General features: G+C 43.4%; 19 protein-coding genes. 12 read left to right on the top strand and 7 right to left on the bottom strand.

What is annotated here, in order from left to right; genetic code table 11:
* Positions 1 to 315: 315 nt before the first annotated feature.
* The 6 genes from HYN43_RS19670 to cfa all read left to right on the top strand — a co-directional run bounded on the left by HYN43_RS19670 (position 316) and on the right by cfa (position 5,941).
* Positions 316 to 900 (top strand): RNA polymerase sigma factor, encoded by a 585-nt coding sequence (locus tag HYN43_RS19670; RefSeq protein ID WP_022829898.1) that lies wholly within the window; start codon positions 316 to 318, stop codon positions 898 to 900.
* Between the two features lie 304 nt (positions 901 to 1,204).
* Positions 1,205 to 1,399, top strand: a complete 195-nt coding sequence (locus HYN43_RS19665) for a hypothetical protein (protein WP_119410957.1) — start codon at positions 1,205 to 1,207, stop codon at positions 1,397 to 1,399.
* Positions 1,400 to 1,739: 340 nt separating this feature from the next.
* A complete protein-coding gene (gene nth, locus HYN43_RS19660) occupies positions 1,740 to 2,495 on the top strand; it encodes an endonuclease III (protein WP_119410956.1) in 756 nt (251 codons plus the stop codon).
* A gap of 164 nt (positions 2,496 to 2,659) precedes the next feature.
* Positions 2,660 to 3,685, top strand: coding sequence for a recombinase RecA (gene recA / locus HYN43_RS19655; RefSeq protein ID WP_119410955.1), 1,026 nt, complete (start codon positions 2,660 to 2,662; stop codon positions 3,683 to 3,685).
* Between the two features lie 263 nt (positions 3,686 to 3,948).
* On the top strand, positions 3,949 to 4,497 hold the full coding sequence (locus tag HYN43_RS19650; protein WP_119410954.1) for an REP-associated tyrosine transposase: 549 nt from the start codon (positions 3,949 to 3,951) through the stop codon (positions 4,495 to 4,497).
* A 322-nt stretch (positions 4,498 to 4,819) separates the two neighbouring features.
* On the top strand, positions 4,820 to 5,941 hold the full coding sequence (gene cfa, locus HYN43_RS19645; RefSeq protein ID WP_119410953.1) for a cyclopropane fatty acyl phospholipid synthase: 1,122 nt from the start codon (positions 4,820 to 4,822) through the stop codon (positions 5,939 to 5,941).
* Between the two features lie 51 nt (positions 5,942 to 5,992).
* Here cfa and HYN43_RS30795 read toward each other — a convergent pair whose 3' ends face one another.
* The gene (locus tag HYN43_RS30795) at positions 5,993 to 6,289 is read right to left on the bottom strand and encodes a DinB family protein (RefSeq protein ID WP_245446945.1); all 297 of its coding nucleotides are present in this window, start codon (positions 6,287 to 6,289) and stop codon (positions 5,993 to 5,995) included.
* Positions 6,277 to 6,459: a DinB family protein gene (locus tag HYN43_RS30790; protein WP_245446943.1), complete on the bottom strand. Its 183-nt coding sequence runs from the start codon at positions 6,457 to 6,459 to the stop codon at positions 6,277 to 6,279. The genes HYN43_RS30795 and HYN43_RS30790 overlap by 13 nt, the downstream gene beginning before the upstream one ends.
* A 106-nt stretch (positions 6,460 to 6,565) precedes the next feature.
* Here HYN43_RS30790 and HYN43_RS19635 point away from each other — a divergent pair, with 106 nt between their 5' ends.
* From HYN43_RS19635 to HYN43_RS19625, 3 genes are all read left to right on the top strand, one after another.
* Positions 6,566 to 8,335, top strand: coding sequence for an ArnT family glycosyltransferase (locus HYN43_RS19635; RefSeq protein WP_119410952.1), 1,770 nt, complete (start codon positions 6,566 to 6,568; stop codon positions 8,333 to 8,335).
* Between the two features lie 10 nt (positions 8,336 to 8,345).
* Complete coding sequence (locus tag HYN43_RS19630) at positions 8,346 to 9,371, top strand: hypothetical protein (RefSeq protein ID WP_119410951.1); 1,026 nt, start codon at positions 8,346 to 8,348, stop codon at positions 9,369 to 9,371.
* Between the two features lie 185 nt (positions 9,372 to 9,556).
* Entirely contained in the window at positions 9,557 to 10,279 is a 723-nt protein-coding gene (locus HYN43_RS19625) for a DUF2490 domain-containing protein (RefSeq protein ID WP_119410950.1), read from the top strand.
* An 82-nt stretch (positions 10,280 to 10,361) separates the two neighbouring features.
* On the opposite strand, the gene HYN43_RS19620 is transcribed toward HYN43_RS19625, so the two are convergent.
* The 3 genes from HYN43_RS19620 to HYN43_RS19610 all read right to left on the bottom strand — a co-directional run bounded on the left by HYN43_RS19620 (position 10,362) and on the right by HYN43_RS19610 (position 13,182).
* The gene (locus HYN43_RS19620) at positions 10,362 to 11,201 is read right to left on the bottom strand and encodes a DUF2911 domain-containing protein (protein WP_119411295.1); all 840 of its coding nucleotides are present in this window, start codon (positions 11,199 to 11,201) and stop codon (positions 10,362 to 10,364) included.
* A 37-nt stretch (positions 11,202 to 11,238) separates the two neighbouring features.
* Positions 11,239 to 12,264 (bottom strand): proline iminopeptidase-family hydrolase, encoded by a 1,026-nt coding sequence (locus tag HYN43_RS19615; RefSeq protein ID WP_205589790.1) that lies wholly within the window; start codon positions 12,262 to 12,264, stop codon positions 11,239 to 11,241.
* A 174-nt stretch (positions 12,265 to 12,438) separates the two neighbouring features.
* On the bottom strand, positions 12,439 to 13,182 hold the full coding sequence (locus HYN43_RS19610; RefSeq protein WP_119410949.1) for a head GIN domain-containing protein: 744 nt from the start codon (positions 13,180 to 13,182) through the stop codon (positions 12,439 to 12,441).
* A 174-nt stretch (positions 13,183 to 13,356) separates the two neighbouring features.
* Here HYN43_RS19610 and HYN43_RS19605 point away from each other — a divergent pair, with 174 nt between their 5' ends.
* Positions 13,357 to 14,265 (top strand): helix-turn-helix domain-containing protein, encoded by a 909-nt coding sequence (locus HYN43_RS19605; RefSeq protein WP_119410948.1) that lies wholly within the window; start codon positions 13,357 to 13,359, stop codon positions 14,263 to 14,265.
* A gap of 83 nt (positions 14,266 to 14,348) precedes the next feature.
* Positions 14,349 to 15,176: an SDR family oxidoreductase gene (locus HYN43_RS19600; protein WP_119411293.1), complete on the top strand. Its 828-nt coding sequence runs from the start codon at positions 14,349 to 14,351 to the stop codon at positions 15,174 to 15,176.
* A 194-nt stretch (positions 15,177 to 15,370) separates the two neighbouring features.
* Here the strand turns inward: HYN43_RS19600 and HYN43_RS19595 are convergent, their stop codons facing one another.
* Complete coding sequence (locus tag HYN43_RS19595) at positions 15,371 to 16,990, bottom strand: M1 family metallopeptidase (RefSeq protein ID WP_119410947.1); 1,620 nt, start codon at positions 16,988 to 16,990, stop codon at positions 15,371 to 15,373.
* Positions 16,991 to 17,045: 55 nt separating this feature from the next.
* Positions 17,046 to 18,719, bottom strand: coding sequence for a M1 family metallopeptidase (locus HYN43_RS19590; RefSeq protein WP_119410946.1), 1,674 nt, complete (start codon positions 18,717 to 18,719; stop codon positions 17,046 to 17,048).
* Between the two features lie 540 nt (positions 18,720 to 19,259).
* Between HYN43_RS19590 and lpdA the strand changes: the two genes are divergently transcribed.
* Positions 19,260 to 20,663: a dihydrolipoyl dehydrogenase gene (lpdA, locus tag HYN43_RS19585; RefSeq protein ID WP_119410945.1), complete on the top strand. Its 1,404-nt coding sequence runs from the start codon at positions 19,260 to 19,262 to the stop codon at positions 20,661 to 20,663.
* Positions 20,664 to 20,744: the final 81 nt, after the last annotated feature.

Below are 20,744 nucleotides of genomic sequence, written 5' to 3'. Positions count from 1 at the left end.
GTTTACAGTTTGTTGACTTTTGGGCGCTTAATACTTTTTTAACAACTAATTTTTGAAAAATTTATTTTGGTTAATGATTAAACCTTCGGTATTAAAAGTCAGTCTAATGTAGGCTTGCAAAATTATTGTTGGTTTTGCGTTCAATTAAACCGATTAATAGTAATCTATAACTCTAAAAAAAAAATTTTATTTGTTTTTTATTCAATTATTTATTTTATTTGAAGAAACAAATCTGTAACCCCTAAGGAGCACGCTATAGAATATACTTTACTTTAAAAGGTTTTAACTAAGAATTAAGTTTAAGTAGTACTTTCTATGGATTTTCAATTGAAAAGTGATCAGGATCTAATCCATCTATATGTTGCCGGCGATGAAGCGGGCCTTGTAGAACTGATAAGACGTTACCAATCAAAAATATATACTTCCATTTACCTCCTGGTAAAAGACGAATACCTTGCCGAAGATATTTTTCAGGATGCTTTTATAAAAGTGATCAACACCCTTAAAGCCGGAAAGTACAACGAAGAAGGTAAATTTTTACCATGGGTAACCCGCATTGCTCACAACCTGGTGATAGATCATTTCCGCCGCGAAAAACGTGCGCCGATGATAAGCAATGGCGATGATTTCGATATTTTTGAAGTGCTTGGAAATTACGATGAAAGCACTGAAGATAAAATGGTTAGGGAACAAACCCATAAAGATTTGAAAGCCCTGATCCAGCTATTGCCATCCGAGCAAAAAGAGGTGCTTATTATGCGCCACTTTGGCGATATGAGCTTTAAAGAGATTGCCGATATTACAGATGTGAGCATCAATACAGCCCTGGGCCGTATGCGTTACGCCTTGAATAACCTCCGCAAAATGATGCAGAGCAAGGAGCTTAGTTTGAAGAATTGATTCTTTAGAGTGATTAGAGGTTAGAGATCAGAGGTTAGTTAAATCGAATGATTTTTAAACCCCGAAAATATAGGGTAGGATTTCTTGTTTAGGTTAAATTAAACATGAAGATCCTAACTTTTTTATTTAGGTTATTCTGTAAGCTATCTGTTGGTATTAAATAGGTTATCAACCTATGCAAACTAATCTCTAACCTCCAACCACTAATCTCTGAATAAAAAAATTTCATTTAATTTTCATTTAACAAAATATTATCTTTAAGCCACCGTTATAAATCGTATAAAATTTATAGTAAAATAAGCTTATGGATGAAACCTTTACAAAAACGTTAAATGCATTAGCTAACCAAGGCGAGATGAACAATAGCGCACAAGAAAATCTGGAAGCCGACGATGTGATTTTTTACAATTCCATCCGTGCCGATTTGGATCTGCTGGTTAAAAAACCAAAACTCCAGACCATCCACCAGATACTTGACTATTCAAAAAGCCTCCGTTAGTATTTAATGCGGATCCCCCACTGGTTCATAGATCATCATGGTTAACCCCGGTTAACGATATTGATTTATGAACCTTTCTATTTCTATGTGGTTCATAGTTCATGGATCATAGTTCATGGTTTTATGTTGGTTTATGGTGGATGATTCATAGTTTATGTTTTTTTATTTGAGTGGAATAGTTAAGGGTTTGAACGGAGCTGATGCTACTATAATCCATGAACTATCAACTATGAACTAAAAAAAACACGAACTAAATTCCATACTTTTGAGCCCGGATCATGATTGGACTAAGTAATGTGCTTAGCCATGATCCATGAACAAATGAACCACTGAACTAAAGATGCTTAAAGCCGAACGCTACCGCCATTTTGTTGAATACTTTTCGCAAAACCAGCCTAATCCTGTTACCGAACTGCATTATAACAATCCGTTTCAGTTGTTGGTGGCCGTGATCCTTTCGGCGCAGTGTACCGATAAGCGCATTAACCAGGTTACGCCGGCACTGTTTGAGCGTTTTCCTACGGCCCAGGATTTGGCCGATTCCACGTCTGATGAAGTTTTTAGTTATATCCGCTCGGTAAGTTATCCTAATAATAAAGCCAAGCATTTGGTGGGCATGGGTAAAATGCTGATGGAGGTTTTTAATGGCGAAGTACCTTCGGGCATTGAAAACCTGCAAAAGTTGCCGGGCGTAGGGCGTAAAACAGCTAACGTAATAGCATCTGTAATATTTGAAGAGCCGGCTATGGCGGTTGATACCCACGTTTTCAGGGTGGCTAACAGGATTGGCTTAACCAATAATGCCCGTACACCACTGGCTGTTGAAAAACAACTGGTGCAAAATATCCCAAAAGAACATATAGCCGTTGCACACCATTGGTTGATTTTGCATGGCCGGTACATTTGCCTGGCCAGAAGTCCGAAGTGTGATGTGTGTCCGCTTACCTGGTTTTGCCGATATTATGAGCGCAATAATATCGAAGCCGCTTTAAAGAGAGCGGAAGCCGCGAAAGAGAAAAAGGTAAAAGAAGCTAAAAAGAAAAAACAGCTTAACACTATTAGTAAAGAATTGAAGAAGAGAAGTGTGGATAATTAGTTGATCAAGTAAATGGTTGATTAGATGAGCTGTTATTATATTTACTTGTGCAACCTAATCAACCATTCACCCAATCAACTACTCTCCACTCACCCTAAAATAAATTACTAAAAAAATTAGTATTTATAAAAAATGTATTTATATTTGTTGAACAAAGTATAACGATGGCTACTACAGATAATAAAAATAACTCGGATAAATTAAAAGCATTACAGCTTACACTGGATAAGCTGGAAAAATCATACGGAAAAGGCACCATCATGAAGCTGGGCGAATCTGTAGTTGAGCAAACTGAGGTGATCTCGACCGGTTCATTAGGTTTGGATATAGCTTTGGGCGTTAATGGTTTGCCTAAAGGAAGGATCATTGAGATCTATGGCCCGGAATCATCTGGTAAAACAACCCTGGCTATCCATGCTATTGCCGAATCGCAGAAAAAAGGTGGTATTGCCGCTTTTATTGACGCGGAACATGCTTTTGATCGTTTTTATGCCAAGAAATTAGGTGTAGATGTTGAGAACCTGTTGATCTCTCAGCCGGATAACGGTGAACAGGCTTTGGAAATTGCCGACAACCTGATCCGTTCGGGCGCTATCGATATCCTGGTTATCGACTCGGTTGCTGCCTTGGTTCCTAAAGCCGAGATTGAAGGTGAAATGGGCGATTCGAAAATGGGTTTGCATGCCCGTTTAATGTCGCAGGCCTTGCGTAAGCTAACCGGTACTATTAGCAAAACCGGATGCTGCTGTATTTTCATCAACCAGTTGCGTGATAAAATTGGTGTGATGTTCGGTAACCCCGAAACTACTACCGGTGGTAACGCCTTGAAATTCTACGCTTCGGTACGTTTGGATGTACGCCGCATCTCTCAAATTAAAGATACCGACGAGGTTTCTGGTAACCGTGTTAAAGTTAAAATAGTTAAAAACAAAGTAGCTCCGCCATTCCGCGTAGCCGAATTTGATATCATGTTTGGCGAAGGTATTTCAAAAGCCGGCGAAATCATCGATCTGGGTGTTGAATACAACATCATTAAAAAAGCAGGCTCATGGTTTAGCTACGGCGAAACCCGCTTAGGCCAGGGCCGTGACGCGGTTAAACAACTGATTCTTGATAACCCGGAATTACAGGAGGAACTGGAAAACAGGATCCGCGAGACTGTAACCGGTGAGAGCATGGAAGAGGTGTAGTAAGTAATGAACCAATTCTAAAGTGATTTAAATAAGTACAAAAAAGCTTTCCGCAAGGAAAGCTTTTTTTATAAAACAATCTGCCGCGGGTTTAGCGCAGCGTAACCCGTGGTATAAAACAGGTTAAGTCTCTGACTTAACCCCCAAAACTAAACCGGTAAACCGAAATCATAAAAGCAATCTGCCGTGGGGTTAGCGCAGCGTAGCCCGTGGTATAAAACAATTTAAGTCTCAGACTTAAATCCCCAATAAACCTAAACCCGATGAGCCGCAACTACAAATTTCATAACCAGGAGTTTCCCTACTTTGTAACCTTCACTATTGTAAACTGGATAGATGTTTTTACCAGAAGAGAATACAAAGACATTATCGTAGATAGCCTGAAGTACTGCATCAAAAACAAAGGACTAAAACTATATGCCTGGGTAATTATGAGCAACCACGTTCATTTAATTATCGGCACAACAGATAAACCCATGCAGGATATTTTAAGGGATATCAAAAAGTACACGGCACGAACAATATTGCAAGCTATAGCGGACAATGTGCGGGAAAGCAGGGCGGCATGGATGCTTTGGCATTTTGAACGAGCTGGCGCAAAGAATCCCGCTAATGAAAATTACCAGTTTTGGCAGGTTGGTAGTCACCCTATCGAATTGTTTGGTGATAAAATGATTGATCAAAAGTTGGATTATTTGCATAATAATCCCGTGGTTGCTGGCTGGGTGGATAGGCCGGAAGATTTTCTTTACAGTAGTGCGAGGGATTATGCCGGGGATAAAGGGTTGATTGATGTAGAGTTGATGTGTTAGTGATTTTTTTATAAACTAAATGAATTTATACGACAATCTGCCGCGGGTTTAGCGATAGCGTAACCCGTGGTATCAAATCACTTAAGTCTCTGACTTAAGTCACAAAGCAACGCTAAGTTTGATTGCCCCACTATCAGCCATAGGTTATGCTACATTTAAGCTCGTGTCAGATGATATGTTAGTTGTGTTAGGGTTAAGTCAGAGACTTAACCTGTTTTGTACCACGGGTTACGCTATCGCTAAACCCGCGGCAGATAGTCAAACCCGCGGCAGATGGTAGTAGTTTTGTGTATATTTAGCCCCAAATTATCACCACTTAACTATGGGTTCATCCAAACAGCTTGTTGAAAATATGTTTAAGGCCGGCGGCATCACCATGAATGGTACAAATCCATGGGATCCGCAGGTGCACAATCCAAAACTGTATGATAGGTTGCTTGGCGGCGGATCATTAGGTTTTGGTGAAGCATATATGGAAGGCTGGTGGGATTGCGAAGCTCTGGATGAATTCTTTTTCAGGGTGCAGTATCACCGGGTGGATAAAATGCTACCCCGCGATTTTAATACACTTAAATATTTCCTGAAAGCCAAATATCTTAATCAACAAACCAAATCCAGATCAAAAGAGGTAGTAAAGCGGCACTACGACATCGGTAATGATCATTACGAACTGGTGCTGGATAAATACATGCAGTATTCATGCGGCTACTGGGGTTACGGTGCAAATACTTTACAAGAGGCGCAGGAAGCGAAACTGGATATGGTGTGCCGCAAACTAAAACTGGAACCCGGCATGAAAATGCTCGACTTAGGCTGCGGCTGGGGAGGCCTTTCGCAATTTGCTGCCGAAAGATACGGCGTATCGGTTGTAGGCGTAACCATCTCTGAAGAGCAGGCCGCATACGCCCGCGAGAAATGTAAGGGTCTGCCAGTTGAAATAAGAGTACATGATTACCGGGACCTAAACGACGAGTTTGACCGCGTGGCCTGCGTAGCAATGACCGAACATATCGGCTACCGCAATTACCGTACTTTAGCCGAAGTAGTGAGCCGCAACCTGAAACAGGACGGTATTTTTCTGCAACATACCATCGGCGGTAATTACTCAACTAAAATTACCGACCCATGGATAGATAAATATATTTTTCCGAATGGGATGCTGCCATCGGCGGCGCAACTTACAACAGCATCGCAAGGTTTGTTTGTTTTAGAAGATTGGCACAACTTCGGTACCCATTACGACCGTACCTGTATGGAATGGCTCAGAAACCTCGACGAAACCTGGGATCAACGCGACAGCGCCCAATACGATGAAGCTTTCCACCGCATGTGGCGCTATTATCTGAGCGCCAGCGCGGCCTCATTCCGCTCAAGAAAAAATCATTTATGGCAGATAGTTTTTACTAAGCCATTGCATTTAGGCGAGTATAAATCGATAAGATAAAAACAAAACTGGGCGGCAATTAAACAATGTCGCCCCTTTTGTTTTCAAGCTTTATGTCGTTTCCTCCAAAACAACACGCTTAAGCGCCCATATATATCCAAAATGCAATCCTTCGTGGAATGCGATAAAACGGATGGCTTCTTCAATATTGCTCAGGGTAACGCCGTAACGGGTAGTCATGGGTTGATAGTTATTGAAAATACCGGCATTGTAGTCTTCTTCCAGTTTATCGATGGTAGAGATAAATAGTTCTTTTACCCTGGCTATCTCATCTGCATCAACAAAACCTTGTGGCTTAGTATCCGGCCTGTACGGTGTAAAGTATTTATCCTCAACTACAATAGGCACCCCGGCACGGGTATAATGAATACCCTACCGGAAATGAGGTGCGTCACGTTCCAGATCAGGTTATTGTTGAAGCCTGTGGGGATATGGTTAAGTTGTTCGGTTGTTAAGGGGTCAATAATGCTAAGCAGCATTTGGCGTGGTTTTTTGATAACCTCAAATTCCTGTTTCATGGGGTAATTATTGTGGTAAAGGCCTTGCGGGCCTTGCTAAAGTATGAAGATTGTGGTATAATTTCGTCAAATTATCACATCGGCAAGGCCCGGGCTTTAAGCCTTAATGCTTTTATCATACCTTTGCCCATTCATTTACTCATCCATTTTAATGCAGGATACCTCTTTAAATAGCACGGCGGTAAAACATAATAAGTTCATTATTTACTTTTTGCTGTTGTGGGCATTGCTAAACGCGGTACAGGCTTTTACGCTCGAAATTCACGCTGATGAGGCCTACTACTGGGTTTACTCCCGTTTTTTAGATTGGGGCTATTATGATCACCCGCCTATGGTGGCCGTTTATATTAAAGCAGGTTATAGTTTGCTGCATAACGAGTTTGGCGCAAGGCTATTTACGGTTATCACCACAACGGCATCGTTATATTTGATGTGGGTAATGCTGAAGCGTTACCGGGTAGATGCCATTAATTTTATTTTGGTGATATCGGGCATATTTGTGTTCCATATTTACGGTTTCACTACCACGCCCGATGCTCCGCTGCTGTTTTTTACGGTGTTATTCTTCTATTTCTACCAGCAATATGTAGAAAAAGATAGCTTTAAACTGGCTATAATACTTGGCGCGGTAGTAGCCTGTTTACTTTACAGCAAGTACCATGGCATATTGTTGTTGATATTTACACTGGCGGCCAATATCAAATTGTTAAAACGTGGTTCATTTTATGCCATCGTGTTACTGGCTTTGGCTTTGTATGCGCCGCACATTATCTGGCAGGCTAACCATGGTTTCCCATCGTTAAGTTACCACCTTTCCGAACGTTCGGCCGAGGGCTATAATTTTGAATATACCTACATCTATCCGTTGGGGCAGTTGCTGATGGCCGGTCCGCTGATTGGCTGGTTGTTATTTTATAAAGGGTTTAAGGCAAAAAGCCAGGATGTTTTTACCCGTACGTTGAGGGTAAATGCGATTGGCATTTTAGCCTTCTTTTTCCTCACTTCCTTTAAAGGCGAGGTTCAATTACATTGGACGCTGATTGCCTATGTACCGCTATCTATGATGGTACTCATCAGTTTTACCCAATCTGGTGTAAAACCCGCCTGGTTTAACAGGCTGGCTATAATCAACGTGGCCATGATCGTGATTTTGCGTGTATGTATCATCATTGCTTTCCCGCCTTTGTTAAAAGTTGATGCAGTAAGGAGTTTCTTCGGTTTCAAAGAATGGGCAAAACTCATTCGCGAAAAAGCCGGGGATAACTATGTGATATTTAACGAGGGTTTCCAAAATCCATCCAAATACAATTTTTACAACAATACCACCAAGGGCTTTGATTACGACGCGCGCTACTACCGCCGCACGCAGTACGATATCTGGCCGATAGAAGATAGCCTTCAACATAAACGGGCTTATGTGGTTTGTGCCGAGTATCCGGTGAAGGGGCTTACTACAGATTCGTTAATAATAGGAGCCGGGAAATGGTATATGGGTTGGGTTGATGATATCCGCACTTATCAGAAGATCGATTTCCAGGTACCCTCATATAAAGAAGTAATGGCACCGGGAGCGAGTAAAGATTTTGAGCTGTCGTTCACTAATCCATACGCTTTCCCTATCAGCTTCAGTAATCAAAACGCTAAGCATAAGGTGTTTCTGGAAGCTTGTGTTTTTAAAAAGTTAGATCAGGTAAGCTTACAGCAGGCCGATAGCACTTTTAACAACATCTCACTAAAAACCGGCGAAACCGGTCACTTCAAATTTAATGTAACCGCGCCAAAGCAACCGGGTAAGTACGAGTTGATCTTCTCTATCCGTACCGAGCCTTTTGTTGGTGGCCGCAACAATAAGATCATCAATATTACAGTAGAATAATACCATAGCAATGTTTAAACGGATATACCTTTTAGTTTTCTTTTCAATAATTACCACCGCTGCAGCCCTTGCACAGGGAAGCCTTGATATACATTTTAACGCCCTCGGGTTTATGGATAACCGCGAGTATAAAGATTTTGTGGCCCGCTCGCGCACCTACTCAGGCGTGCGTACCACGCTCGATCTGGGTTTGAACCTCGATAGCCTGAACCACTTTATTGTAGGTGCCAACGGTATCCATGAGTTTGGCGCTAAACCTTACTTTTTAAAAGTAAACCCCGTAGCTTATTACAGCTTTACCGGTAAAAACTGGTTGTTTAACGCCGGTGCTTTCCCGAGGGAGGGTTTGCTGGATGATTATCCCCGGGCTTTATTGAATGATACCTTACGCTATTATCGCCCTAATGTGGAAGGTTTGTTAACCCGTTTCCATAACGCGCACTTTACCGAAACTGCCTGGATAGATTGGGTAAGCCGCCAAACGGTTACCGACCGCGAGCAGTTTTTGTTCGGCTTTTCGGGTAAATACAGGCCAAGCCTTACCGGGCCGTTTTATGTAAGCCATTACTTTTTACTGATGCACGACGCCGGTGCCGAAGTGCTGCTACCTAACGACCATATCCAGGATAACGGCGGCGGACAGATCAGATTAGGGTTAGACCTCAGTCATAAAACTATTTTAGATTCGTTATCTATTGAGGCTGGCGGCATGATGTCGTTCGAGCGGGTACGCGGTGTAGATGGTTTTAAAAAACCTGCCGGCTTTGTGGCCAACGCTTATTTAAGCTGGAAACGTTTTGCCTTGTTTGATGAGTTTTACAAAGGCCAGGGCAGCCACATTATTTACGGCGACGCGTTTTTCGAAAAGAAAACGTATAATCGCCTTGATATTATTTATACGCCCTTTTTATACAAACGTGTAAAGGGCCAGTTTATACTAAGCCTGCACCAAACACCCGGCTACAGCAGCAACCAGGAAGCCTTTAGGGTAACGGTTGATCTGGGACGCCGTACCCTGGTGAGGTTTAAGGATTAAGAAACGTATTTGTCATTTCGACGAACAGCGTGGTGGCCGAGAGGGGGCGTGAAAAGAAATCTTCTACGCCCTGTAACCGACCATGCATAGCTAATCGCATGGTGTAGAAGATTTCTCCCGTTGGTCGAAATGACAAGGCTTTTCGTTATTTAAATGTTAACCTTTATAACACATATATAACATCCATGCAATTAAAAAAACAACTATTAATTTTTGTTGCACTGTTGCTCGCGGCACCTGCAAGGCTGCTGGCTCAGGACAATCAATTTTCGGGTTGGGCGGCTATTTTTCATAGCCAGAAACTGTCTGACCACTGGGGCTACTCGTTCGACGGGCAATTGCGCTCGCACGATGAGGTGAGCTATTTGAAACACATTTTGCTTCGCCCTTCGGCCAACTATTACTTCGCCAAAAACAAAGTGGGCGCATTGGGTTATGCTTACATAGCTACCTACGGTCGTACCCCGGTAAACGAAACAACTTTTCGCCCGGAGCATCGTATCTGGCAACAGTACACCTACTCTCATAAAGTTGGCAGGCATATCAGCCTGGCCCATCGCCTGCGTTTGGAGCAACGGTTTTTAGGAAACAACGATGGCAAAAATGATCATTACTTTGCCCAGCGTTTCAGGTATTTCGCCCGTGCCATTATCCCTATGAAACCGGATTCGGACGTGTTTACCAAAGGGACCTTCCTCGCCCTGCAAAACGAGGCTTTTGTAAACGTGCAAAACAAAAACAAAGTAAACAGACACTTTTTTGATCAGAACCGGGCTTATGTAGCGGTAGGTTACCGTTTCAGTAAATCGTTTGATGCCGAGGCCGGTTATTTAAACCAGTATATTAAACAAGCCGATGCTTACGTGGTGAACCATGTTGCGCAGGTAGCTTTTTATACCAGGTTTTAGTATCGTTTAACCACAAATAAAAAATCCTTGCCGTTATTATTGGCAAGGATTTTTTTATTTGCAGATAAGATTAAAACTTATCTCATTTCTTCGCCTGCGCAATTACTTCATTGTTTAGCCGTACGTACTCGTCGGTTTTGGTATCGGTAGCAATTTTTACGCCTTCCTGGGCTGTGGTTATGGCCGCTGCTTTATCTCCTTTTTTTAATAAGATACGCGCTTTCCAAAGCTTGGGTACAAATGGCGGAAAGTTTTTGTCTTTTTCCAGCTCGGTGGCCCAGGCGAGGGCTTTGTCCATATCCTTATTATTATTGTAATAATAGATCAGCGCCTCGTAATAAGGCTTTTTATCGGTATTCATCGCCGAATCGATCCGGGCCATCACCTTGGCGTCGATATCTGTGGCTATATGAACGGTAAAACCACTATGTTCCCACATCATCTGCAAATCGCAGGTGGTTGCTTTGATGTTGGTGAAAGCAAGGGTCATGGTCTCTGTTAGTGCGCTCAGATGTTCGGTTTTTACTTTAAAACGTACAAAATCGTCGCTTTCTTTGTAGCGATAAGCGCCCCATTGGTTAGGTTGTTTGCTGATGATGATGGTCCACTCATTTTCGCCGGGAATACTGAACAGGCCATACTGGCCCGCCGGAATCTTATTGCCTTCCAAAGTTACATCATCAGTAAATTTAACTACCGTAGCCGAGTTTGCGCCCGTGCGCCAAACGGTGCCATAAGGTTCCATCCCTCCAAATATTTTACGCCCCCGCACATCCGGGCGCGAGTAAGTAAGACTGATTTTTCCGAGGCCAAAATCCTGCACAACGCTTTGTGTTGAGCTTGGCTGGGGCGTTAACTGCGCGTAGGTGTTTACCGCAGTGAAAATCATCATGGCAATAATGCCAGAAAAGAGCTTTTTCATGAATGAGAGTTTTATAAGTGGTGGATTATAATTGGTTTTACTTTTTATCAGCCGTAAAGGTACAGGCATCTACATCTTTTAAAAATTTAATAAGGTTGCTGAAATAATTTTGCTGATCATCATACATGCTCATATGGCTGCCGTTGGGGCATAAATAGGTACGGCTGTTTGGTAATAACCGGCCTTCTCTTTTCATATCTTCCGGGTTCATCTCATCATGTATGCCGCCCAGCACCAGCGTTGGTACTTTAATATCCGGCAGTTTATCCCAAAACTCCCAGCCTTTAAAATTACCGGTTACGTGAAACTCGTCAACACCCTGCATTTGGATGTAAATGGTATGGTTGGCTTTTTTAAAGGCGCGCCAAAGCGGTTCGGGCCAGTTTTGGATAGGCAGGCGGCAAATTACCTGGGTGTAAAGCTTATTCATCAACAAATCATTGTATTGCGGCGAATCATATTGTTTCAGCCGGTCTAACGAATCGAATACGGTAATATCCCCTCGGGTAAAAAACTTCTTTTTAAGTTCGGCAGCATAGGTAACGTAGCCTTTTACCCCGGCCGTCATGTTTGAAAGCACGGCGCCTTTAACATGCGATTGGTATTTGTGCAGGTACTCCATAGCCAGCATGCCTCCCCAGGAGTGGCCGAACAGGTAAAAATTATCCAGGCCCAAACCTTTGCGCACTTCTTCCACTTCCTCTACATAACGGGGGATATTCCACAGTGTAGAATCCGAAGGCGCATCCGAGTTACCGCAACCTAACTGATCGTAATAATAAAATTCGATCCCTTCCTTCGGCAAAAAATCCTCAAAACATTCCATGTAATCGTGCGAGAAACCGGGGCCGCCATGCAATAGCAATACTTTTATTTTGCCATCACCTACCTTCTTTGTCCACACGTTGTATTTGCCGGCAACTTTGATCATTTTATTGCCGCCTGTTTTTATTGTTGTTAAGGAGATATCGGATGCAGACGTGGTTTCGTTAGGCGATGAAGTGTTTGATTTACACGCAAACAAACACATAACAGCAATCAGAATGCAGAACAGTTTTTTCATATTGCGGGAAATTGCAGAGAGATTAAGTTGCCCGAATATAATTATTTGGTGGAGTTTTAAATAGTTGATTTTTAATTTGATAGTGGAGGTTCCTCAAACGACAAAAGCGACATTGCATATTGAAGCAATGTCGCTTTTTTAAAGTCCTCTCCCCGGAGAGGATTTAGGTGAGGCCTATATCCGCTCAATATCCCCGCTACCTGCTTTAGAAGTAGAGATATTCCTTGCGCCGCCGGTATAATGCACATCGCCCGAGCCGCTTACCGAAGCATCAATTTTATTGCTGGCATTGATCACTGCATCGCCCGAACCGGCTATCGAAACCTGGGTGTTAACAGTAACCAGTTCGCGGGCGGTAAAATCGCCCGAACCAACAACCGTTACCCGCGAATTGTCTGCCCGGCCAGAAAGTTTCATATCGCCCGAACCTGAAATGCTGCTTTCCAGACTTTTAACAGTCACCTTGCCCAGCATATCGCCAGATCCAACTACTTTTAATTTTAGAGAGTTAGTGCTGATCCCTTCCCTGAAATAAACATCGCCCGAACCGGCTACGTTTATGCTGGTCATATCTTTTGATACTACATGAACAATCATTTTGCGGTTTTTACCCCAGCTCCAATTATCCCAGTTAGTGCCTTTTTTACTGTAAATTTTCAATACACCGCCATCAACTTCGGTAATGATCTTGTCGATCACATCCGATGGAGCCTCTACTTTTACCGATTCGTTAGAACCCTGTGTGTAGTATACATCAAATGAACCCGATAAATCAATCGCGCTGAAGCCTGATAGGTGGCGGTCCTGCGTGGTTTGACCGGCATGTTTAACAATTGCATACACCGGTTTCGCTGTACTGTAGCTTACTGTTCCCGCTGCCAATACAGCGGCCAATAATATTTTTGAGATCGATTTCATGACGATTATTTTAGTTGTGTTTCAAATTAGACGCCGGGTAGGAGGGGAAAGTTGCATGCCGGTTATATTTTTTTAGATAATGTGTGAAATAAAGATCTCAACACTGATAAAACCACCCACTCAAACTTTACATTCCGAACATTTTTGCACTTACCGGGTTGATTAACTTTGGTTATGGTTGAGCAACAAACATTAGGCGATTATGTAAAACCCTTGCCCCGGGCGGCGGGGTATGATCATTTAAACGGCGGAAACTTTGCCGCTATTCGTTTACATGAATTTTCGGACGAGAGTTTGGCGGCGACCGCAGTTTACAGTCGTAAAGATTTTTATAAGATCTCGCTCATTACCGGCGATGCCACCTACTATTACCGCGAAAAAACGTACCAGGTAAAACCCGGCGATTGCGTGCTGGTATTTACCAACCGGGAAACGCCCTACCGCTGGCAAATTCACAGCGGGGCCTGTAATGGTTACAGTTGTATGTTTACCGAAGATTTTTTGCCCTTGCATACCTATCTCCGCCCGGCAGATTTGGCTGTATTTAACGATGCAGGTTACTCTTTTTTAAAACTCAAGGAAGAAAATAAAGCCACGTTTGAAGCTATTTTTCAAAAAATGATAGCCGAGCAGGCATCCAACTATGAGCATAAGTACCAGCTATTATTTTTATATATGCTGGAGTGTATCCACGCCGCGCTCAAACTAAAGCCGGCTACCGAAAATTACAACCAAACCGCGGTTGCACGGTTAACCGAGGCTTTTAAATTATTATTAAACGATCAGTTTCCGGTAGTAAACCCCTTTCAAAAGCTAACATTGCGCTCGCCGCAGGCTTTTGCTGATAAACTTGCGGTGCATACCAATTATTTAAACCGCGCGCTGAAAGAGGTAACCGGCAAAACCACCACGCAGTTTATTACTGAAAGAATAATGCAGGAGGCGCAGGCCTTATTGATCCACTCCAACTGGTCGGTAAGCCAGATTAGCGGGAGCCTTGGTTTTGATGATCCTACCCATTTTGCTAAAGCTTTCAGGAAAGCTACAGGTCAAAAGCCCTCCGCTTTACGGCAAATGGTTTGATTTATGCCGGTATTGGTTTGATTAGCGTCGGACTTGCGCCGGTAACAGCCGGTAACTTTGTTATTATTAAAAAACGTCAGGTTATGAAAACATGGTTTATCACCGGCACATCTGCCGGTTTAGGACGGGTACTAACAGAAAAGTTATTGGAACAGGGACACCGCGTTGTTGCTACTGCGCGTAAGGTAGAAGCGCTTGATGATTTGAAACAGAAGTATACCGACAGGTTATGGGTAGCAAAACTGGATGTTACCGATAACGATCAGATTAAAGAGGTAATGAGAAAAGCATTCGACGATCTTGGGCGGATTGATGTTGTTGTTAATAACGCGGGTTACGCCCTGTTTTGTGCTGCAGAAGAAGCGGGCGACGAGCAAATCAGGCAGCAGATAGATACCAATATTATAGGATCGATACAGGTGATCAGGGCGGCGCTTCCGCATTTACGCGAACAGGGCGGCGGCCGCATCCTGCAGCTATCATCCGCAGGCGGGCAAACCACCTATCCAAACTTCAGCTTTTATCACACCACTAAATGGGCCGTTGAAGGTTTTTGCGATACACTGGCCAAAGAGGTTGCCCCGCTAAATATCGGCGTAACCATTGTTGAGCCGGGCGCGCATAAAACATCTTTTGCCTCAGGTATGGTTACCGCGCCGGTAATGGAAGCCTATGATAAAACCCCGGCCGGAGATGTGCGCAGGGCCATAGCAGCAGGTAGTTTCCCGATAAAAGGTGATGTAAACAAAACCGTGCAGGCTATGATAGATGGCGTAGAGGTTTCGCCGGCACCGTTGCGTTTAGCATTAGGAGGTGATGCTTACCGTGACATGCGGGCGGCGCTGGTATCCCGGTTGGAAGCGCTGGACAATCAAAAGGAGATTGCGCTGGCCAGTGAAATGGAGGATTGATTGTTGGACAGCTAAACAACAAAACGTCATTGCGAGGCACGAAGCAATCGCGGACTGTGCAGGGCGCATCTGCTAACCGGGGATTGCTTCGTGCCTCGCAATGACGTCTTTTTTAATGGGTTTAACTGTCCAAAAAGGGTTAAGAAATTGAAGGCCCAACCACTCACCTAATCAACCATTCACCCAATCCACCTCTACTCCACCTTAATATAATAATTAAACGTATCCACCTCTACATTATCCTTATTAATCCCATCAATTTTAACCTGTGTAAACTGGCTGGTAGGTTTAATAAACTGGTATTCGCCGCCTTTTACACGCACTTTTACGGGCATGTTGAAACCGATGGCATTAGCCTGCCATTTGGCGAATAATTTACCATCCTTAACCGCGAATTGCAGCGTTGGCAGATCTTTATAATGCAGGTACTGATCAAAAACAGGGGCGAGGTTCATGCCTGCTTTTTTGCAAATATAGCCTACAATATCATCATAGGTAACGGTTTGGTGGTAAAAAGTTTTGTTCAATCCACGCAGAATCTCGCGCCATTTATCATCGTTGTTGATAATGGTACGCACCATGTTTAACAGGTTACCGCCTTTATAATACATATCGCCCGATCCTTCTCTGTTCACGCCATAAGGCCCAACAATAGGTCTGTCGTTGCGGATGTTTTTGCGGGTGCCGTTTACATATTCCTGGCCGGCTTGTTTGCCGTAGTAAGTTTCAATAAACAGCGACTCGGAATAGTTGGTGAAACTTTCGTGTACCCACATATCGGCTACATCTTTTGAGGTAATGTTATTGCCAAACCATTCGTGCCCGCTCTCGTGCACCACAATAAAATCCCATTTCAAACCCCAGCCGGTACCCGATAAATCCCTGCCGAGGTAGCCGTTTTTATAATGGTTGCCATAAGCGGTACCGCTCTGGTGTTCCATACCCAGGTGCGGTGTTTCAACCAGCTTGTAACCATCTTCATAAAAAGGATAAGGGCCAAACCAATACTCGAACGATTTAAGCATGCGCGGCGCATCCAGTCCCCATTGTTTTTTAGCTTTTTCAAGGTTATAGCTTAACGGCCAGTAATCCAGCGTAAGCGGACCTTTTTCGCCCTGGTAAGTTCCTTCATAATGTTCATAATCGCCAATGTTGGCTTCGATGTCATAATTATTGATAGGGTTGGCCACAAACCAATCAAAACGGGTATAGCCGTTGCCTAAATCGGTTACTTTACGCAAACGCCCGTTCGATACATCTTTTAAACCGGTTGGCGCACTAATGCTGATGAGTGCGCTATCCACCTCATCGTACTGGTGATCTTTAGTAGGCCACCAGATGCTGGCACCAATACCCTGGCAGGCTGTAGCTATCCAGGGTTTGCCTAACGAATCGGTAGTATAAACTATACCACCATCCCAGGGCGCACGTTTGGCAATGGTTGGGTTGCCTGAGTAGTAAACAGTAAACTCATCAATACTGCCTTTTTTTATTTCTGTTGGGAAAGTAACAAATACGGCGTTGAACTCGCGGGTAAAGGGCACTTCGGCACCTTTGTAAACTACTTTCTCTACCTTTAAATTGGCAAACAGATCAAATTGTAGCTTATTGAAAGTTTGTGTAGCCTTAAATTTGAACAGGTTGCTGCCGCTGATGAATTTGTTGGCGATATCAAACTTAACATCGAGGTGATAATAGCTGATATCATAACAGGTGCGCACGGACGTGAGGCTTCCGCGCAGGGTATCGGCACGGGTAAAGGTTTCCCTGTCGGCACCTAACTGTGCCTTGGCGGTATTTAGGCCTGTTGCCATTAAGCCTATTGCAAGTGCACAAATCTTTAAAAAATTATTCTTCATATCGGGGAGATTAATCCATGAGCACGCCCACGTAGTAATTTAAATTGTCAATTTCAATATTGTCTTTGGTCGCGCCTTCAATACCAACGGGGCCAAATTCGTTTGTTGGGATAATGAAACGATATTCGCCGCCCTTTACTTTTAAGCGGATAGGCATTTTAAAATCTTTAGCCTCGGCCACCCAGCGGCAAAGCAACCTGTTATCCTTGCTTTTGGTAAACTCAAGCATCGGCAGGGTTTTGTAGCGCAGGTACTGATCAAACACGGATGATAGATCGATACCCGATTGCTTGCTGATGTAACCTGTAATATCATCGTAAGTAACTGTTTGATGATAAAAAGTTTTGTTAAGGCCGCGCAAAATGCTGCGCCATTTTTCATCATCATTAATAATGGTGCGCACCATGTTCAGTACAACCGCGCCCTTAGAGTACATATCGCCCGAACCTTCTTTGTTTACGTTGTAAACGCCAACAATCGGGCTGTCATTGCTGATGCCTTTCCGCAAACCGAAGTTATATTCCTGCCCGGCGGCTTTGCCCCAGTTATCTTCAATAAATAACGATTCGGAGTAGCAGGTAAAACTTTCGTGTACCCACATATCGGCAAGGTCTTTACCGGTAATGTTGTTGCCAAACCACTCGTGACCGCTTTCGTGCACAATAATGTAATCCCATTTTTTGCCCCAGCCGGTGCCCGAGAGGTCATAACCTAAGTAGCCGTTCAGGTATTTGTTACCGTAGGCTGTGGCGCTTTGGTGTTCCATGCCCAGGTGCGGTGTTTCTACAAGTTTGTAGCTGTCTTCATAAAAAGGATAGGGGCCAAACCAGTGTTCAAAAGCTTTTAGCATGGGTTTCACGTTGTCGGCGAATTGTTTTTTAGCTTTCTCCAAACTGGTTGGGAGCACCCAATAGTCGAGGTTAAGTTTGCCTTTTTCGCCCATATAAGTATCGCTGAAGTGTACATAATCGGCAATGTTGGCTACCACATCATAATTATTGATGGGGTTAGCCACAAACCAATCGAAGCGGGTATAGCCATCTTTTAACTGGGTTACTTTACGCAGCCTTCCGTTCGATACATCTTTTAAACCTTTGGGTACGCTGATGCTGATCATCATGCTGTCCACCTCATCGCTTAGGTGATCTTTATTGGGCCACCAGATGCTGGCACCCACACCCTCGCAGGCAGTAGCTACAAAGGGTTTACCTAACGAATCTTTTTTAAACACCACGCCGCCATCCCATGGAGCATTTTTAGCGATGGTTGGGTTGCCGGAATAATAAACCGTAAACTCATCTTTGCTGCCTTTGCTTATAGTTTGCGGGAAGGTGACGAAAGCGGCATTACCATCGCGGGTAAAAGATACTTCCTTACCTTTATAAACAACCTTTTCAATTTTCAGGTTATCAAACAAATCAAACTGTAGTTTGGTGAAATCTTCGGTAGCGGTGAATTTAAATTGATTGCTGCCGCTGATGAATTTTTTATCGATATCAAACTTCACATCAAGATGGTAATAGTTGATATCGTAACAGGTACGCAGGGGCGTGAGCATCCCGCGGAGCGTATCGGCATGGGTAAATTTGCCTTTCTCTTCTAATAGCTGGGCATTGGCTTGTTGTGCAAAAGCGCCGGTGCCTAATAAGGCGATGGCGGCAATGTATAGTTGTTTTATTTTCATGTACTTAATTGTGTTAGGTTACAAGGGTTGATGAAATATTGCTTTTGCATAATTGCTTTGAGCACAGGTATCGGCACGTAAGCACACCTGCGTAAATAATAGCTGGGTTTTCTTCATGAGATCAGTCGGATATTAATTGGGTTAAATTTAATAAAGAGTTAACGATAAACCGATTTATCATTAACTCTGTTACAAAAAAGGTAAAATGCTGGTGGTGTAGGGTAAATAATAACCGTTGATGGGTTTGATTACGTTGATTTTTTTCTGGGATTACACCGATTGTTGTTTGATTACACAGATTTTTTCTGAACCGTGATTTATGGGATTAAAGGATCACCGTGATTTTACCTATCAAAATAAAAAATCCTGTCTTCCTCAAAATTCACCCAAATCCCGGTTCAGACAAATTTGCACAGCGTTCCGTTAATTCTTTAATTCCCCCAAATTCAGTTCAGACAATATTCTGTTAATTCTCAAATTCTGAAAATTCTGATTCAGACAATAATCCTTAACTTTGCCATCCATAAAAAACACACTACTATGCAATATGATGTTATAGTTATCGGTTCGGGGCCGGGTGGTTATGTAGCCGCTATCCGTTGCGCCCAACTGGGTTTAAAAACCGCTATTGTTGAAAAGTATAATACCCTTGGCGGTACCTGCCTTAATGTAGGCTGTATTCCGTCAAAGGCACTGCTCGATTCGTCTGAGCATTATCATAATGCTGCCCATGCTTTTAAAACTCATGGCATCAATCTGGATAACCTGGGTATCGATTTCGGGCAGATGATTAAACGCAAGCAACAGGTTGTAGATGCCAATACCAGCGGCATCAGTTACCTGATGAAGAAAAATAAAATTGATACCCATTTTGGTGTGGGATCATTTAAAGATAAAAACACCATCATTGTTAAAAAGAACGATGGCACCACTGCCGAACTTACCACCAAAAACGTAATCATAGCCACTGGTTCAAAACCATCGGCGCTGCCATTTTTACCTGTTGATAAAAAACGCATCATCACATCAACCGAAGCTTTAAGCCTGAGCGAAGTGCCTAAACATTTGGTGCTGATTGGTGGTGGTGTTATAGGTTTGGAGCTTGGTTCGGTTTATGCCCGTTTAGGTGCCAAAGTATCGGTAATTGAATATATGGATGGCATTATCCCAACTATGGATAAAGGTTTGGGCCGCGAACTGCAAAAAGTGCTTACCAAACTGGGTATGGAATTTTATCTTGGCCACAAAGTTACCGGTGCGGTGGTTAATGGCGATGAGGTAACCGTAAGTTTTGATACCCCTAAAGGCGAAAAGAAAGAGTTGAAAGGCGATTACTGCCTGGTAGCTGTTGGTCGTGTTGCTTATACCGATGGTTTAGGTTTGGAAAACATTGGTATCACTGTTGAAGAACGTGGCCGCAAAATTACCGTTAACGATCACCTGGAAACCAGCGTTAAAGGTGTTTACGCCATTGGTGATGTTATTAAAGGTGCTATGCTTGCCCACAAAGCCGAAGATGAAGGCACCCTGGTTGCCGAAATCATAGTAGGCCAGAAACCACATATTGATTACAACCTGATCCCGGGGGTAGTTTATACCTGGCCGGAAGTTGCCGCCGTTGGCCAAACAGAAGAGCAGCTGAAAGCTGCCGGTGTTAAATACAAAACAGGTTCGTTCCCGTTCAAGGCCAGTGGCCGCGCGCGTGCAAGTGGCGACCTGGATGGTTTTGTAAAAGTATTGGCCGATGCTACTACCGATGAGATTTTAGGCGTACATATGATTGGGCCGCGCGCTGCCGATATGATAGCCGAGGCCGTTGTAGCCATGGAGTACCGTGCAAGTGCCGAAGATATTTCGCGCATGAGCCATGCCCACCCAACCTATACCGAAGCCATGCGCGAAGCATGTTTAGCGGCTACCGAAAACAGGGCGATACATATTTAATTTTATTTTTTGGGATTACACCGATTGATTTTTGATTTCACCGATTTTTTCGGTTGATGTTTGTTGATTTCGGGGGCCGAA

This window comes from Mucilaginibacter celer (assembly GCF_003576455.2).
Taxonomy (GTDB): Bacteria; Bacteroidota; Bacteroidia; order Sphingobacteriales; family Sphingobacteriaceae; genus Mucilaginibacter; species Mucilaginibacter celer.
Note: the sequence above shows the minus strand (reverse complement) of the source record. Positions and strands in the feature narration are given on the sequence as shown.

Bases quoted from the DNA above. Each gene is read 5' to 3' on its own strand.
- HYN43_RS19605 (WP_119410948.1), top strand. From the start codon at position 13,357: ATGGTTGAGCAACAAACATTAGGCGATTATGTAAAACCCTTGCCCCGG.
- cfa (WP_119410953.1), top strand. From the start codon at position 4,820: ATGGGTTCATCCAAACAGCTTGTTGAAAATATGTTTAAGGCCGGCGGC.
- HYN43_RS19620 (WP_119411295.1), bottom strand. From the start codon at position 11,201: ATGAAAAAGCTCTTTTCTGGCATTATTGCCATGATGATTTTCACTGCG.
- HYN43_RS19670 (WP_022829898.1), top strand. From the start codon at position 316: ATGGATTTTCAATTGAAAAGTGATCAGGATCTAATCCATCTATATGTT.
- recA (WP_119410955.1), top strand. From the start codon at position 2,660: ATGGCTACTACAGATAATAAAAATAACTCGGATAAATTAAAAGCATTA.
- HYN43_RS19600 (WP_119411293.1), top strand. From the start codon at position 14,349: ATGAAAACATGGTTTATCACCGGCACATCTGCCGGTTTAGGACGGGTA.
- HYN43_RS19650 (WP_119410954.1), top strand. From the start codon at position 3,949: ATGAGCCGCAACTACAAATTTCATAACCAGGAGTTTCCCTACTTTGTA.
- HYN43_RS19610 (WP_119410949.1), bottom strand. From the start codon at position 13,182: ATGAAATCGATCTCAAAAATATTATTGGCCGCTGTATTGGCAGCGGGA.
- HYN43_RS19615 (WP_205589790.1), bottom strand. From the start codon at position 12,264: ATGAAAAAACTGTTCTGCATTCTGATTGCTGTTATGTGTTTGTTTGCG.
- lpdA (WP_119410945.1), top strand. From the start codon at position 19,260: ATGCAATATGATGTTATAGTTATCGGTTCGGGGCCGGGTGGTTATGTA.
- HYN43_RS19595 (WP_119410947.1), bottom strand. From the start codon at position 16,990: ATGGCAACAGGCCTAAATACCGCCAAGGCACAGTTAGGTGCCGACAGG.
- nth (WP_119410956.1), top strand. From the start codon at position 1,740: ATGCTTAAAGCCGAACGCTACCGCCATTTTGTTGAATACTTTTCGCAA.
- HYN43_RS19665 (WP_119410957.1), top strand. From the start codon at position 1,205: ATGGATGAAACCTTTACAAAAACGTTAAATGCATTAGCTAACCAAGGC.
- HYN43_RS19635 (WP_119410952.1), top strand. From the start codon at position 6,566: ATGCTTTTATCATACCTTTGCCCATTCATTTACTCATCCATTTTAATG.
- HYN43_RS19630 (WP_119410951.1), top strand. From the start codon at position 8,346: ATGTTTAAACGGATATACCTTTTAGTTTTCTTTTCAATAATTACCACC.
- HYN43_RS30790 (WP_245446943.1), bottom strand. From the start codon at position 6,459: ATGAAACAGGAATTTGAGGTTATCAAAAAACCACGCCAAATGCTGCTT.
- HYN43_RS19625 (WP_119410950.1), top strand. From the start codon at position 9,557: ATGCAATTAAAAAAACAACTATTAATTTTTGTTGCACTGTTGCTCGCG.
- HYN43_RS19590 (WP_119410946.1), bottom strand. From the start codon at position 18,719: ATGAAAATAAAACAACTATACATTGCCGCCATCGCCTTATTAGGCACC.